This window comes from Cryptosporangium japonicum (assembly GCF_039524755.1).
Taxonomy (GTDB): domain Bacteria; phylum Actinomycetota; class Actinomycetes; order Mycobacteriales; family Cryptosporangiaceae; genus Cryptosporangium; species Cryptosporangium japonicum.
This window is the reverse complement of the sequence record NZ_BAAAGX010000009.1, coordinates 117383-131700: the sequence shown is the minus strand read 5'-3', so window position 1 is coordinate 131700 and position 14318 is coordinate 117383. Positions and strand designations below refer to the sequence as shown.

The 14318-nt window shown below is 69.9% G+C and carries 18 protein-coding genes; 7 read left to right on the top strand and 11 right to left on the bottom strand.

Annotated features, from left to right (window positions below; all coding sequences use genetic code 11):
* Window positions 1–44: 44 nt before the first annotated feature.
* The gene (locus tag ABD437_RS11725) at window positions 45–590 is read right to left on the bottom strand and encodes a hypothetical protein (RefSeq protein WP_344648815.1); all 546 of its coding nucleotides are present in this window, start codon (window positions 588–590) and stop codon (window positions 45–47) included.
* Window positions 591–961: 371 nt separating this feature from the next.
* On the opposite strand from ABD437_RS11725, the gene ABD437_RS11720 reads away from it, so the two are divergent.
* Complete coding sequence (locus ABD437_RS11720; protein WP_344648814.1) at window positions 962–1804, top strand: helix-turn-helix domain-containing protein; 843 nt, start codon at window positions 962–964, stop codon at window positions 1802–1804.
* A gap of 23 nt (window positions 1805–1827) precedes the next feature.
* Complete coding sequence (locus ABD437_RS11715; RefSeq protein WP_344648813.1) at window positions 1828–2034, top strand: DUF397 domain-containing protein; 207 nt, start codon at window positions 1828–1830, stop codon at window positions 2032–2034.
* A gap of 125 nt (window positions 2035–2159) precedes the next feature.
* On the opposite strand, the gene ABD437_RS11710 is transcribed toward ABD437_RS11715, so the two are convergent.
* Window positions 2160–2924: a hypothetical protein gene (locus tag ABD437_RS11710; protein WP_344648812.1), complete on the bottom strand. Its 765-nt coding sequence runs from the start codon at window positions 2922–2924 to the stop codon at window positions 2160–2162.
* A gap of 48 nt (window positions 2925–2972) precedes the next feature.
* Window positions 2973–3416 carry a MarR family winged helix-turn-helix transcriptional regulator gene (locus tag ABD437_RS11705; protein WP_344648811.1) on the bottom strand — a complete coding sequence of 148 codons (444 nt, stop codon included), beginning with the start codon at window positions 3414–3416 and terminating at the stop codon, window positions 2973–2975.
* A 72-nt stretch (window positions 3417–3488) separates the two neighbouring features.
* Between ABD437_RS11705 and ABD437_RS11700 the strand changes: the two genes are divergently transcribed.
* Window positions 3489–3863 carry a cupin domain-containing protein gene (locus ABD437_RS11700; protein WP_344648810.1) on the top strand — a complete coding sequence of 125 codons (375 nt, stop codon included), beginning with the start codon at window positions 3489–3491 and terminating at the stop codon, window positions 3861–3863.
* On the opposite strand, the gene ABD437_RS11695 is transcribed toward ABD437_RS11700, so the two are convergent.
* Window positions 3860–4303 (bottom strand): hypothetical protein, encoded by a 444-nt coding sequence (locus ABD437_RS11695; RefSeq protein ID WP_344648809.1) that lies wholly within the window; start codon window positions 4301–4303, stop codon window positions 3860–3862. The two genes, ABD437_RS11700 and ABD437_RS11695, sit on opposite strands and share 4 nt — an antisense overlap.
* 274 nt (window positions 4304–4577) lie before the next feature.
* On the opposite strand from ABD437_RS11695, the gene ABD437_RS11690 reads away from it, so the two are divergent.
* Both ABD437_RS11690 and ABD437_RS11685 read left to right on the top strand, forming a co-directional pair.
* A complete protein-coding gene (locus ABD437_RS11690; RefSeq protein WP_344648808.1) occupies window positions 4578–5003 on the top strand; it encodes an OsmC family peroxiredoxin in 426 nt (141 codons plus the stop codon).
* Window positions 5004–5129: 126 nt separating this feature from the next.
* Window positions 5130–5444, top strand: coding sequence for an STAS domain-containing protein (locus tag ABD437_RS11685; protein WP_344648807.1), 315 nt, complete (start codon window positions 5130–5132; stop codon window positions 5442–5444).
* A gap of 66 nt (window positions 5445–5510) precedes the next feature.
* Here ABD437_RS11685 and ABD437_RS11680 read toward each other — a convergent pair whose 3' ends face one another.
* The 5 genes from ABD437_RS11680 to ABD437_RS11660 form a co-directional block, all read right to left on the bottom strand.
* On the bottom strand, window positions 5511–6059 hold the full coding sequence (locus tag ABD437_RS11680; RefSeq protein ID WP_344648806.1) for a GAF domain-containing protein: 549 nt from the start codon (window positions 6057–6059) through the stop codon (window positions 5511–5513).
* Entirely contained in the window at window positions 6056–6367 is a 312-nt protein-coding gene (locus tag ABD437_RS11675) for a hypothetical protein (protein ID WP_344648805.1), read from the bottom strand. The genes ABD437_RS11680 and ABD437_RS11675 overlap by 4 nt, the downstream gene beginning before the upstream one ends.
* Window positions 6368–6466: 99 nt before the next feature.
* Window positions 6467–6919 carry a response regulator gene (locus tag ABD437_RS11670; protein WP_344648804.1) on the bottom strand — a complete coding sequence of 151 codons (453 nt, stop codon included), beginning with the start codon at window positions 6917–6919 and terminating at the stop codon, window positions 6467–6469.
* Window positions 6920–7030: 111 nt separating this feature from the next.
* Window positions 7031–8701 carry an ATP-binding protein gene (locus tag ABD437_RS11665; protein WP_344648803.1) on the bottom strand — a complete coding sequence of 557 codons (1671 nt, stop codon included), beginning with the start codon at window positions 8699–8701 and terminating at the stop codon, window positions 7031–7033.
* 62 nt (window positions 8702–8763) lie between these two features.
* A complete protein-coding gene (locus tag ABD437_RS11660; RefSeq protein WP_344648802.1) occupies window positions 8764–10173 on the bottom strand; it encodes a sensor domain-containing phosphodiesterase in 1410 nt (469 codons plus the stop codon).
* Between the two features lie 195 nt (window positions 10174–10368).
* On the opposite strand from ABD437_RS11660, the gene lpdA reads away from it, so the two are divergent.
* Window positions 10369–11769: a dihydrolipoyl dehydrogenase gene (lpdA, locus tag ABD437_RS11655; protein ID WP_344648801.1), complete on the top strand. Its 1401-nt coding sequence runs from the start codon at window positions 10369–10371 to the stop codon at window positions 11767–11769.
* Between the two features lie 37 nt (window positions 11770–11806).
* Here lpdA and ABD437_RS11650 read toward each other — a convergent pair whose 3' ends face one another.
* Window positions 11807–12217 (bottom strand): hypothetical protein, encoded by a 411-nt coding sequence (locus ABD437_RS11650; RefSeq protein WP_344648800.1) that lies wholly within the window; start codon window positions 12215–12217, stop codon window positions 11807–11809.
* A 117-nt stretch (window positions 12218–12334) separates the two neighbouring features.
* On the opposite strand from ABD437_RS11650, the gene ABD437_RS11645 reads away from it, so the two are divergent.
* Window positions 12335–12994: a hypothetical protein gene (locus ABD437_RS11645; RefSeq protein ID WP_344648799.1), complete on the top strand. Its 660-nt coding sequence runs from the start codon at window positions 12335–12337 to the stop codon at window positions 12992–12994.
* A gap of 42 nt (window positions 12995–13036) precedes the next feature.
* Here ABD437_RS11645 and ABD437_RS11640 read toward each other — a convergent pair whose 3' ends face one another.
* Window positions 13037–14008: a UDP-glucuronic acid decarboxylase family protein gene (locus tag ABD437_RS11640; RefSeq protein ID WP_344648798.1), complete on the bottom strand. Its 972-nt coding sequence runs from the start codon at window positions 14006–14008 to the stop codon at window positions 13037–13039.
* Between the last annotated feature and the right edge of the window lie 310 nt (window positions 14009–14318).

The window sequence follows — 14318 nt, the reverse complement described above, 5'->3', positions numbered from 1 at the left end:
AAAGACGGACCGGTGATCCGGTCCGTCGAGAGGGTTGGAGAAAGCTAGAGCGAGGCGGGATCGACCACCTGGATGGTGCCGCCGGCCGACGTCGCGTTGTGGCAGAGGGCCCGCCGCAGCACGTCGTTGGGAGCCAGGTGCGACCAGGTCGGCACGATGATGCCGGACGCCTCACGCAGGTAGAGGTGCCGCAGGCAGGCCGAGAAGCCCGGGCGGCGGGCGTCGTCGTCGGTGACGTCGTCGCGGTGGACACGCAGCAGGGTCAGGCCCCGGTCCCGCGCGTACTCGGCGATCGCGGCTACGAGTGGGGCGGTGGCGTCGTCGTCCACGTCGTCGGTGCCCCGGACGAGCGCGGTGAGCGGATCGCTGGGCGCGGACGCCGCCCGGAGGTAGCCGACCACCACCCGGGAGACGTCGGCGAGCGGTGGCGTGGCCTCCGGCTGCGGCGTCGCGGTGTCGACTGAGGTCAGTAGCCGGACCACGGGTGCGTCGGGCTCGCAGATCACCGAGGTGGGCCACGCGGTCGGGGCCACGGGGGCCGCCGGGAGGGTGACGGGCGCCGCGAGTCGGTGGCGCAGCCCGGTGGTCATGGACGTCGGTGCTCCTAGCGCGTTCACGGTCGATCGCTCACGTTCTGGCGGGCGCCGGGTCGGCCGACGGCCGGGTGAGAATCCCACCGCGACACCGTGGAGCATCGTGATCGTCCGCATGGGACGCGTTCGGGCAGCCGACAACGTTCGTGGCCATTCGGTCTCTCCGGGTCTCGAAGTGCTGGGCACGCGTCATCGCCTGAGCAGTGCACATGCGATGACACCTCGGCGGTCCCGGTAGACGCCGTGGGTCACATGCTGACGACCTCTGTCTCGATAGTGCATCCGTGTCCCCTGCAATGCAACTCCCACTTCGGCGTGGTGCGATATCGAGGCTGGTGTGCCAGTTCGCGTAATGCCACACTTCCGCCGTGTCAGGAAGCCCCACGGTTCGCCGCCGTCGCATCGCCAGAGAACTCCGCCACCTCCGTGAGAAGGCGGGGATGACGCTCGAACAAGCCGCCCGCCAGCTCGACATGTCCCGGAGCAACCTCTCCCGGATCGAGACTGCCCAAATCGGAATCAAGCCACGTGACGTGCGGGCCGCGCTGGCCCTCTACGGCGTCACCGGTGAGGACTCCGAAGCGCTCATCGAGATCGCCCGTGGCGCGCAGCAACGAGGGTGGTGGCAGAACTACGGCGACGTGCTGCCGTCGTGGTTCGAGTTCTACGTCGGGCTGGAAGCCGAAGCCGTGAAGGTCAGCACGTACGAGGCCGAGACCGTCCCCGGTCTGCTGCAGACCGAGGCCTACGCCCGGGAGGCGTTCCGCGTCACGGCCGGCGACGACGACGTCGATCGCAAGGTCGCGGCTCGCCTCCGCCGCCAGGACCTGCTGCGGGGGGAGTCGCCCGCCGAGTTTTCAGTCGTCCTCAACGAGGCGGTCCTGTTGCGGCCGTTCGGCGGCGTGACCGTGATGTGTGAGCAACTTGAGTACATAGTCGAGCTATCGGCGCTACCGAATGTAACGATCCAAGTTTTGCCATTCTCGGTCGGTGGGCACCCCGCGATGACGACACCCTATGTCATCCTTAGTTTCCCGGATCCTGACGACAATTCTGTCGTCTACCTGGATAACCTCACTGTGGGTATCGCTCTGGAGGAACCGGACCAGGTGGAGGGGTATACCCTCGTGCACCAAAAGCTAGTTGGCATAGCGCTCACACCGGAGCAATCCGTACAACGGATACGCGATGCCGCTGGTGACATGTCGTAGTCGGCAGGAAGCTGAGGCAAGATATGGCAAACATCGATCTCACTTACGCTCCGTGGCGCAAGAGCAAGGCGAGCACGGGCAACGGCAACTGCGTCGAGGTTGCACTGATGACCTCGGTCGTTGCGGTGCGTGACACCAAGGACCGCGGCGGACCAGCGCTGGTGCTGCCCGCCGCCGGATGGAGCAACTTCATCGCCGGCGCCAAGTCCGGCGAGTTCAACCTGGCCTGAAACAGCAACAACCCATCCACCTGGGCTCCCTTCGCGGGAACTGAGGCCGGCCGGTCAAGCCGCGGCCGGCCTTCGCAGCAGGCGGTGTTCGACCAGCCGGGTAGCGCTGGTCGATACTCCGCCGCTCAGTTCGCCGGCTGGATCACGAGGTCGCGCAGCGCTGCGCTTCCACCCCAAGCGCTGAACCGCACCGCGCCGCATCCACCGGCGACCGGAATCGCTCCGCTGGTCATCGGCTGACCGTCGAACCACACCTCGGCCTTCGAATCGCGGAGGTCGACGCGGATGCTCGGCTCAGCGGCCGCGCTGGTCAGTGATCCCAGCGCTGTGCCGTCGGCGCCCACGAGGCGCACCTGCTGGTCCTCCGGCGTGTACCGGATGGACAGGGCCGGCGGCTCGGCCGGATCGGATCCGGCCCGGACGCCGAGCACCAGTCCGGCCGGTCCGTTGCTGGCCACCGGCACCGCGTCCGTGGTGTCCGTCCCGGTGGTGGTGCCCGGCGCTGTCTCCGTCGGGTCGATTCGAACGTGGGCGTCGAGCCGGCCGTCGCAGAACCGGGCATCGGAGATGTAGGCACCGGCGGTATCGGTGGCCGTCGCCGGAGGCCGCACGGTCAGACCGCGCTGCGGATCGCCGCTGACCTCGGCGTTCCCGAAGGGCTGCGCGGTCGTCGGCCGCAGCGCGACCGAAGTCTGCTGGTCGTCGGAGCGCGGGTTCGTCAGGTCGTGGGCGCGTAAGCCCACCATCAGCGCGAGCAACATGACGATGCCCGCGACGATCGCCCCCATCCGGGCGGGCGCGCCGGGGCGGGTTCCGCGCAGGCTGAGCAGGACCAGCAGGCAGATCGCCACGGCGACCCCCGCTACCAGTATTTGGTCCGACTTGCTCAAGGGCTCCACGGCGATATCAGTGCCCGCTGAAGGGGTGCTGTTAACGCCTCACCACGCGGCCGGGCGCAACCGCCCTGGTCGGGCGACCCGGCGCAGATCGTTGGTGAGCGCCGACACCCGCTCCTGTCCCAGGACCGCGATCCAGGAACGGACGGCTTCGGTGGCGGCCTCGTCGGCTGCGGCCGTACAGGCCCACCCTCGTTCGGTGAGGGCGACGATCTTCGCGCGGGCGTCGCCGGGGTGGGGGTGGCGCTCCACGTACCCCTTGCCGACCAGTTCCTCCACCAGTTGGCTCGCGGCCTGCTTGGTGACGCCGAGGTGCTCGGCGATCTGGCCGATCGTGGCGCCGTCCGGGGCGAGCCGGGCGAAGACGAAGCCGTGGGTGGGGCGTAGATCGGCGAATCCGCGCCGGGCCGTGCCCTCGTGGATCGCCTCGACCAGGGTGCTGGCCGCGCCGAGGAGCAGCGCCGAGAGCGCGATTTCGTCCGCCATGGATCCAGGTTGACACACTAGTCAGCTTGCTTGACTATTTAGTCAATCTACTTGACTAGTTGGGAGAGCGACATGCCGATCGTCGACGCCGCCTCGGCGGAGCAGTACGAGGTGCACGGAAGCCGGTTCACGTCCTACGTGCGGCCGGCCACCGGAAGTGCCCAGCTGTGCGCGTGGCGCCTGGACGTGCCGGCCGGTACGTCCGGGGTGCCGCACCGGCCGAGCCGGGAGGAGGTGCTGGCCGTGCTGGCCGGCTCGGCGCGGGTGACGCTCGACGGCGAATCGCGCGTGGCCTCCGCGGGGGACGTCATCCTGGTGCCGGCCGGCGCGCAGTTCCAGGTCGACGTCGTCGGTGACGAGCCACTGCGGGCCTGGGTCACGACGACCGTCGGGCTGACCGCGCAACTGTCCGACGGCACCACGATGACGCCCCCCTGGGCGAACTAGCGGCGGCTCACGATCAGGCGGCCCCGGGTGTTGCCCCAGGCCGAGCGCCAGGCGCCGGCGAGGCGGGCCCGGTCGGCCTGGTCGATCTTGATGCAGCCCAGCGTCCGGTAATGACGGAACGGCGCCCCGGGGGCGCCGCTGGAGTGGATGAACAGGTCGTTGCGCACGGTCTTCCGGTTGCGGCACACCCGGTCGGAGATCCGCCAGACGTCACCGCGCACGGCCGGGTTGCCGGCCCGGTAGTTGGGCCAGAACCGCACCGTGTAGCGCCCGACCGGCAGCACGCCCCGGTTCTTCGCGCACTCGTCGAGCGTTCCCTGTCCGCTTCCGGCGCGTACCGTGACGAACCGGCGGGCGTGATCGAACCGCGAGGAGTAGTACAGCGTCAACCGGCTGTTCTGCGGCGCGCGGACGTTGATGACGTAGTGGAACTGGGGCATGGTCCGTGTCTGGTGCCGGTCTTGGACTCCGGCGATCTGGGTACCTGCTGCGGCGGGTGCCGCGGTCAGGCCCAAGGTGCCCACCACGGTCAGCGCGGCGGCCACGAAGGTCCGAATCGTTCTCAACCCGATCCCTCTCTCTCGCGCGCACGAATTGCGCGTGAGAAAACAGGACACACCTGGGCGAATGGATCTTTCGGAGCGGGTCGCCGTTCTCGATATGTCGACACGGTACGTTCACCGAAGACCCGCACTACGCGATTTGGAGACGGATATGGCACTGACCAGCACCGCGACCGCGCACTGGGAGGGAAGCCTCTTCGAGGGCAAGGGGTCGGTCAACCTCGACTCCTCGGGCCTCGGCTCGTTCGACGTCAACTGGAAGGCCCGCTCCGAAGGCGCGGCGTCGACCACCACCCCGGAGGAGCTCCTCGGCGCGGCGCACGCGGCCTGCTTCTCGATGGCGTTCTCGAACGGACTGGCGCAGAAGGGCACGCCGGCCACCGCGTTGAACACCACGGCTGACGTGACGTTCCAGCCCGGCACCGGCATCACCGGCATCAAGCTGACCGTCCGCGGCGAGGTGCCGGGGATCTCCGCCGAGGACTTCGCGGCGGCCGCCGCCGAGGCCAAGGCCGGCTGCCCGGTGAGCAAGGCGCTCGCCGGCGTCGAGATCACGCTCGACGCCGCGCTCGCCTGATTCGTCGCGGCGGGCCCCGGGGGCTGTCCCCGGGGCCTCGAGCGGCAAAACTCGGGTGAACTGGACGTGAGTGGCGACCGTTATCCGGGTAGCCCTTCGAGTGCCACCTGGTGAGGGAGGGCAGCCATGGAACGGCCGCCAACACACTTCGACGTCGGGAAGTCCGACGACAGCACGGTCATCGCCGTCGTCGGTGACCTGGACTCGGACTCGGCGCCCCAGTTGCGGACGATGCTCGCCAGAGAGTTCGACGCGGGCCGCAACGTGATCGTGGACCTGGCCGGGTGCCCGTTCCTCGACTCGGTCGGCATCGGGGTGCTGGTCTACGGCTGGAAGGCCGCCGGCGCCGAGGGCGCGCAGTTCCACCTGCGCAACGTCGGGCGGTACGCGCAGCGCGTGCTCGACCTGGTGGGGCTCAGCGATTTGATCCCGGTCGCCTGACCGGAAACGCACCGGCGCCGGACCTCCTCGAGGTCCGGCGCCGGTGTCGTGCGGGTGGCAGGTGGCTCAGTCGAGATTGAAGAACGAGGGTCGGTACTCGGTCGAGTACCGGCTCGGGTGCTGCTCGAACGCGACGACGACGTCGGTCGCGGCCGCCTGCAGCTCGGCGATCTCGTCCTCGCTGAACACGTGCGGCGCGGTGTCGATCACGCAGTGCGCTCCGAGGACCTGGCCGGACGAGGTGATCAGCGGGGCGCCGGCGTAGGCGCGGAGGCCGTCGAGCTCGACGACCGGGTTGGTGCACTGCATCGGGTCCCGGCTGGCGTCGGTGACGATGTACGGCTCGCCCGTCAGCACGGTCTGCGCGCAGAACGACCACTCGGCGGGGCCGCCCGGCCCGCCCCGCATCCAGCCGTCGACGCCGTGCGCGCCGGCGATCAGCGTCGCGTTGTCGAGCACCAGCGTGGTGAGCGCGGTCGGCATGTGCAGGTGCATCGCGGTGCGCATCGCGATCGCGTCGAGCTGCTGCTTGAGGTGCGGGTCGTCGACGTCGTAGCGGGCCAGGGCCTCGAGGCGCTCGCGGCCGGCCAGGCGGTGGTGCAGCAGGGTGCTCATGCGGGGCTCCCGATCAGTTCCCGGTCGGTGGCGATCGCGTCGAAGGCCGCCACCCGGATCTCCAGTGAGCGGCCGCACAGTGCGGTGATCGGGTCGCTGGACTTCATCGCGTCGATGACCCGGTCGAGCGCGTCCGGATCGGTCTCGCGTCCGGAGAGCCCGGTCTGGTGGAGGATCTGGGTCCAGATGCGGTCGGTGATCTCGGCGTAGATCTCGGCCAGGGCCTGGTGGGCCTCGTCGAGGTCCGGCCTGGGCAGGCCGTACGGCCCGGACGACGCGCCGGGCGGGGGGTGCGGGAGATCGATCATTGTCGTCCATCCTCACGTTCCGCCACCGTGAAACTACTGGCGGTTACGAGAATGATCGCCCATTTTTCCGATTTCGCCAACCTTAGGCGACATGACGGGTTAGCGACGACGCCCCGGCAACTGCGCGGTGCTGCCGTAGAACGACTCGATCTGCACGACCACGCCCTCGAACTCGGTGAAGTCGACGGGCTTGGTGACGTACGCGTTCGCGTGCAGGTCGTACGAGCGCAGGATGTCCTCGTCGGCGGACGACGTCGTCAGCACCACCACCGGGATGCTGGCCAGCTCGTCGTCCTCCTTCAGCTCTTCCAGCACCTCGCGGCCGCTCTTGCGGGGCATGTTCAGGTCGAGCAGCACCAGATGCGGGCGCGGTGCGTTCTTGTGCTCGCCCTCCCGGCGGAGGAACTGCATCGCGACGACGCCGTCGGGAACCACGTGCAACGTGCTGCCGAGGCCGTGGGTCTCCAGCGCCTCTTCGATGATCATCACGTCGCCGGCGTCGTCGTCGACGATCAGGACCTCGAACGGGGTGGGGGCGGAGAACTCAGCCATGGGGGCCTCCAACGGGCAGCGGGCAGCAGTCGGTAAGGACGTCCCGCGCAGCTGCTGGACGGGAGACTGGCGCTCATCGTACGGGCCACCGGGGTGTCGGCGGTACGGCGGTCATTCGCGGTGTGAGCGGCTTTCGGTCGCGCCGGCGACCGGCAGCGTGACGACCATCGTCGTGCCCGGGTGGCCGTGCCGGGTCTTGATCGTGCCGCCGTGGCGAACCGCTATCGCCCGCGCCAGCGGCAGGCCCAGACCGGTGCCGGCGAGCCCCCGTTCGGTGCCGGTCGTCGCCCGGAAGAACCGCTCGAACAGCCGGGGCCGCTCGGCCTCCGGTATCCCGATGCCGGCGTCGGTGACCGTGAGTTCGGCCCGGTCGCCGTCCCGCTCGAGCGCCACCCGGACGTCGCCACCGTCGGGGGAGTACTTCACCGCGTTGGAGAGCAGCTGGTCGACCAGCTGGCGCAGCCGCGCCGGGTCGCCGCGGACCGGCAGCACCCGCGGAGCGTCCACCTCGATCTTGACGTCGTTGGGTTCGGCCGTCGGCCGGGCGGCGGACACCGCCGTGGTCACCAGGTCGGCCAGATCGACCGTTACTTCCTCGACCGGCAGGTCGCCGGACTCCAGGCCGGCCAGGTCGAGCAGGTCGGTGACGATCGCGCGCAGCGCGTGGGCGTTGCGGTCGACCGCCGTCAACAGCGTCCGGTTGTCGCCGGTGATGCCCTCCTCGTCGGCCAGCACCAGCTCGGTGTGCGAGACGATCGAGGTCAGCGGCGTCCGCAGTTCGTGCCCGACGAGCGCGAGGAAGTCGTCCCTGGTCCGGGTGAGCTCGAGCGCGAGCTCGTCCGCTCTTCGCCGCACCAGGAACTGCCCGACGTGCGCGGCGACGCCACTGAGCATCGCGAGCAGTGACTCGTCGGGCTCCTCGACGCAGGAGCCGAAGAACACCAGCACGCCGATGAACTGTTCCGGCGTCCGGATCGGGACACCGATCGCCGATCGCAGCCCGTACCGGCCGGCGGTGGCGACCAGGCGGGCCTGACCGCTGGTCGTGACGTCGGAGTACCAGCACGGCACCCCGCTCGCCCACACCTCGCCGGGCAACCCGGCGCCTCGGGCGAGCCGCTCGGGCCGGGGATCGGACGGCTGGTGGCCCGGCGCCACCCAGCGGGCCGCCGGGTACAGGGTCTCGTCGGCGTCGTCGGCCAGCCAGAGCTCCCCGTAGGGCCAGGACAGACGGGTGCCGACCGCGGCCAGCGCGCCCGCGCCCGCCTCGGCCAGCGACGCCTCGGTGACCAGCGCGTCGGCGACCGCGAGCTCGCAGTCGGCGAAGCGGAGAGCCAGCCGGCGCTCGGTGACGTCGTGCAGGGCCAGCAGCGCGCCGACCACCCGGCCGTCCGGGCCGTGGACGGGGCCACCGTGGGTGCGGTACGTGCGTGGACGCCGCCCGTCCGACCCCAGATGGAGCTCCTCGTCGCGGATGCGTTCGCCGCGCAGCGCCCGGCTGAGCGGCAACTGGGCCCGCACCACCCGGGAGCCGTCAGGGTTGCGCAGGCAGCTGGTGATGCGGCTGAGCTCGGTTCCCACCCGCAGCGGGCCGCTCGGGTTCTCCCAGCTCGCCTCGTCGCCGGCGTCGCAGGCCCGCGCCATCGCCCGGTTGAACAGCAGGATCCGTCCGCCGGAATCGCACAGCACGACGGCGGTTTCCAGGGTTTCGACGAGAGCGCGGAAGAACGGGAGGACCTGATCGGCCGAGAGGAAGGCGGAAGACGTACCAGGCTGCGCCATCTCGCGGACATTAACTCAGAAACGGCGTAATTCTCGTCCCTATCCTGGGACGTGTGCGCCGTTCACCGGTAGGGGTCGGAAGCCACCGGAGCCACCCAGCGCAGCAGCGCACGTGCGGCCTTCAACACCAGCGAACGCTCGTAGGTGAGGACGTAGTCGAACCGGCGCTCACCTTCCGGGCCGGTGTCCCCGAGGTCGCGGGCGACCAGTGCGCCGGCGAAGTGCGGGCCCACCACGACGACGTTCCACTCGTCGCGGAGTGGGTCGTTCGCCGCCAGCCCCGCTCCACGCACGCCGGGGGCGGGTTCGCTCGCCACGCCCTCGCCGAGCGCGGCCACCAACCCGGCCGACGCGGCCAGCTGCGCGAACCGCCGACGGGTCGCCGGGGTCAGGTAGCGGTCGTGCTGGAAGCAGCCGAGCACGACCGGCGGCTCCTCGCTGTCGAGGCCTTTCGTCTCCAGGTACCGGCTGATCGTGAGCAGGGACTCCTTGGTTCCGCGGCGGGCCGGCCTGCACGCGGCGAGGATCTCGAACGGCGTGCCGGTCGGCTCCTCGACGGCACGGCGGTAGAGCCGCTCCGGCGGCAGCGACGCGGCCCGCTCGGTCGGCAGCGGCGCGGGCCGGCCGGTGAGCCAGCCCTGGACGATCGACGCACCCATCGTGCGCGCGGTCGCCAGGTGCTGCGCGGTCTCCACCCCTTCGGCGAGGATCACCGCGCCCGAGCGCTCCGCCTGCGCGATCACGCTGTTGACGACCCGCGCGGTGGCCAGGTCGTTGGGGTGACGCAGCAGGTGCATGTCGAGCTTGATGACGTCCGGGTCGAGCAGCGGCATCAACGCCAGCGAGGCCGGGATCGCGCCGACGTCGTCGAGCGCGATGCCGCAGCCGGCGGCGCGCAGCGTGGAGGCCGCGGTGAGCAGGCCGGCCGGGTCGGCGGCGATCGACCGCTCGGTCATCTCGACGACCAGGTGCAGCCGACGCTCGGCCTCCCGGATCGCCGGCAGCAGGTCGTCCGGGCACGGCGTCGCCGCGGCGGGCGGCTCGGCGTTGACGAACAGCGCCGTGGACCGGTCCAGCCCGGCGGCGATCGCGGCGCGGCCGATGCGGGCCCGGCAGGCCCAGTCGAGCTCGGCGAGCCGGCCGACCTCGGTGGCCGCCTCGAACAACGCGGACGGGGACTCCCACGGGGTGCCCGCCGGGCCGCGGCTCAGCGCTTCGTAACCGACGAGCGCCCGGTCGTCGGCGCGGACCAGCGGCTGGAACACCGGAAAGATCGCCCGGGCGTCGAGTACGGCGTCGATGTTCGGGAATCGACTCGTGGCACGGTCGGCGCGGCCGGGACGGGGCGCGCCGACCGCGCCCTCCCGGGCCTGAGCGGCGATCGATCCGGGGCGCGGCACGACGCGGACGGCACCGGCGCCGGTGGGCAGGGCCTTGGCCGCCGGGCGGTACGGGGTGCGAGTGTCGGTCACACCGGTGTGATCGGTGCCTGCCGATGCCGCACGAGTGGAGGGTGGGTGCGATTCGGTTGTGCGGCCCTCCGGCGATCGGCGCGCGCCCCGCCTGCACCATCGTCGATGGGAATGATTTTCAGTTTTTCGGGGTTGGTCAACGATGGCTGCCAGGCGCCTGACCTTCGGCGCGGGATCCGGAATAGGGTGGAAAGCGTGAGCACACACTTCGATGTCGTGGTACTGGGTGCCGGCCCGGGTGGATACGTCGCCGCGATCCGAGCCGCGCAGCTCGGCAAAAAAGTGGCGATCATCGAGAAGCAGTACTGGGGTGGGGTGTGCCTCAACGTGGGCTGCATCCCGTCCAAGGCGCTGCTGCGGAACGCCGAACTGGCCTACATCTTCCAGAAGGAGGCCAAGCAGTTCGGCATCACCGTCGACGGCACGGTCTCGGTGGACTTCAAGCCCGCGTTCGACCGGAGCCGCAAGGTGGCCGACGGTCGGGTCAAGGGCGTCCACTTCCTGATGAAGAAGAACAAGATCCAGCAGTTCCAGGGCTGGGGAACGTTCACCGATGCGAACACGATCGAGGTCGCGCTCAACGACGGCGGCAGCGAGACCGTCACGTTCGACAACGCGATCATCGCGGCCGGCGCCACCACCCGGTTGCTGCCGGGCACGCAGCTCTCGGAGCGGGTCGTCACGTACGAGGAGCAGATCCTCACCGACAACCTGCCGGAGAGCATCGTCATCGCCGGTGCCGGTGCGATCGGCGTCGAGTTCGCGTACGTCATGCGTAACTACGGCGTCGACGTGACGATCGTCGAGTTCCTCGACCGGCTGGTGCCGCTGGAGGACCCCGAGGTCTCCGCCGAGCTCGCGAAGCGCTACAAGAAGCTCGGCATCAAGGTGCTCACCTCGACCCGGGTGGAGTCGATCGACGACTCTGGTCCTTCCGTCAAGGTGACGGTGTCGAAGGACGGTTCCCAGCAGGTGCTGGAGACCGACAAGGTGCTCCAGGCGATCGGGTTCGCCCCGCGCACCGAGGGCTACGGTCTGGACAAGACCGGGGTTTCTTTGACGGAGCGCGGCGCGATCGACATCGACGAGTACTGCCGGACGAACGTCCCGCACATCTTCGCGATCGGTGACGGCACCGCCAAGCTGATGCTGGCGCACGCCGCCGAGGCCATGGGCATCATCGCGGCCGAGACGATCGCCGGCGCCGAGACGCAGACGGTCGACTACGTGATGATCCCGCGGGCGACGTACTGCCAGCCCCAGATCGCTTCGTTCGGGTACACCGAGGAGCAGGCGCGCGAGAAGGGCTACGACGTCCAGGTCGCGAAGTTCCCGTTCACCGCGAACGCCAAGGCGCACGGCCTGGGCGACCCGGGCGGCTTCGTGAAGATCCTGTCCGACGCCAAGTACGGCGAGCTGCTCGGCGCGCACATGATCGGCCCGGACGTCACCGAGCTGCTGCCGGAGCTGACGCTGGCCCAGCAGTGGGACCTCACGGTGCACGAGGTGGCGCGTAACGTGCACGCCCACCCCACCCTGTCGGAGGCGGTCAAGGAGGCCGTCCACGGCCTCGCGGGGCACATGATCAACTTCTGATCCGGCGCGGTCGCGGCCCTGATCCGATTCGTTCGGGTCAGGGCCGCTGCTGTTCCCGCGCCGGTTCGGGGCGGAAGCGGCCACTGAGCATGCCGGCGCGGGCCGTGAGCAGTGTGGCGGCCAACCCGCCGAGCGCGACGAGGACGAGCCCGAGCCGCCGCCACCCCGGTGCGTCCGCGTCGATCACCAACCAGGCGAGGCTCACCACCGGCAGCGCGGCGAGCAGCCAGGCGACCACCTGGTACGTGCGTGGGCTCGATTCCCTGCGCTGGATGCCGGCTCGCGCGACGAGTGCCGACCCCATTGGGGCGGCGACCGCGATGACGAGGAACCGCATCGCGGACCAGAATGCGTCTCCGGGGTCGGTGATCGTGTCGCCGTCCACGGCCAGACCGAGCCCGGCGCAGAGCAGGACGACGGAACCGTAGGCGAGTAATCGTCGCTTCACGGCTCGGAACTGCCCGTGTCTGTTCGCGCGCTAACCATCGGACCGCGGGCGGCGTCACGTGTCAGGCAGGCGTCAGAAGCACTGACCTTTGATTCTTCGGACCATAACTTCCCTGACATGGGAATCTTTTCTGCATTCACGCAAGCGGCCGACGGTATCAAGCAGATGGCCGGAGGCGTCGACGAGCAGTTGTTGCTCACCGGTAGACCGGGCCGCGGTCTGATCCTCGACGTCCAGCTCACCGGTACCACCGTCCAGATGGGTGGGCCGGTCGAGCGGGTCTGCGTCGTCACGCTCGAGGTGACGCTCGACGACACGCCGGAGTACCGGGCCGTGGCGCGCCAGCGCATCGCCGAGCACGTGATCCCGCGGCTGCAGCCCGGCGCGACGTTCGTCGCGGTGAAAGTGGACCCGGCCGACCCGAACCGGGTCGCGATCGACTGGAACACCGAGCCGCCGGTGGTGCGGGCGACCCCGAAGGCCGGCGTGCCGACCGCGGCGGAACTGCTCGCCACCGGGCTGCCGTGCGAGGCCGTGGTGATCCAGAGCGCGCCGCTGGGGATGCGCAGCCCGCAGGGCGTGGACCTGCACGCGTTCGTGCTGACGATCCTGCGGCCGGGAGTGGCCCCGTACCAGATCCAGGTGGGCAACCCGGTGCCGTCGCACGCGGTGCCGCTGGTCTACCCGGGGTCGCGCCTGACCGCGCGGGTCTCGGCGTCCGAACCGAACGCCGTCGCGATCGACTGGGACACCTCCCTCGCCGCTGCTCAGCGCTGACGCGCTGCCGTCAGCGGCGGCTCGGCCCCGCGTCCGCGGGAGTCAGGCGGACAGCTCGACCGGCTCCTTGGCGCGGGATGCGAACCAGTCGACCGTCCGACGCAGTCCGTCCTCGATCGAGACCTGCGGACGCCAGCCGAGGACGTCCGCGGCGGCGGTGATGTCCGGCCGGCGCCGGGTCGGATCGTCGACCGGGAGGGAGCGGTACTCCACGGTCGAGGTGGAGCGCGTCAGCGACAGGATCTGATCGGCGAGCTGCCGCACGGTCCGTTCGGAGGGGTTGCCCAGGTTCACCGGTCCGAGCACCGGCCGGTCGAGCATCGCGACGATTCCCCGGATGAGGTCGTCGACGTAGCAGAAGCTCCTGGTCTGGCTGCCGTCCCCGTAGACCGTGATCGGTTCGCCGGCCAGTGCCTGCGTGATGAAGGTGGAGACCACCCGGCCGTCCTGTGGCCGCATCCGTGGTCCGTAGGTGTTGAAGATGCGGATGATGCCGGCGTTCAAGCCACGGTCGCGTGCGTGCGCGACCGTGAGTGCCTCAGCGAAGCGCTTCGCCTCGTCGTAGACGCTGCGCGGCCCGATCGGGTTGACGTTGCCCCAGTAGTCCTCGCGCTGCGGGTGGATCTCCGGATCCCCGTAGACCTCGCTCGTCGACGCCAGAACGAAGCGCGCGCCGTCGCGGGTAGCGAGCCGGAGTGCGTTCTCCGTCCCCCGGCTCCCGGCCGCCAGCGTCTGCAGCGGGCGCCGCTGGTAGTCCGGGGGCGAGGCCGGGCTGGCCAGATGGGCCACCGCGTCGACCCGGCCCGGCGCCCAACGATCGACGGTCTCGGCGGCCGTGCTCGTCACGTCGATTTCGCGGACCTCGAACTCCGGCGAAGCGAAGTACTCGGAGATGTTCTCGGCGCGCCCGGTCGAAAAGTCATCGACGCACAACACTCGATCCCCGCGCTCCAGCAATGCGCCGCAGAGGTGCGACCCGAGGAAACCGGCGCCGCCGGTGACGACCACATACATCAGGACTCCAAGTAATTGCGGAGGGCGAGCAGCCCGGGAATAGTCCGCGGTCGAATCAACGCGGCGCGGCCGAGACGGTTCAGCACCCTACCGCAGCTGCTCAGTTCTCCATGCCTACCTGCCGTATCCGTCTTTGAACAAATATTGCCGGAGTTATTGCGCGGCGATTCTCTGCCACTCGGACCGGGTTGACCGTGCGGCGGAAATATGCCTAAGTTCTCGCGGACTGCGCGAAGCCGTCCATTCCGGAGAGCGCGCCGGATCAATTCGGGATCGCCGCCGATTCTCTCGAAAGCCGTCGAAGAAGGGT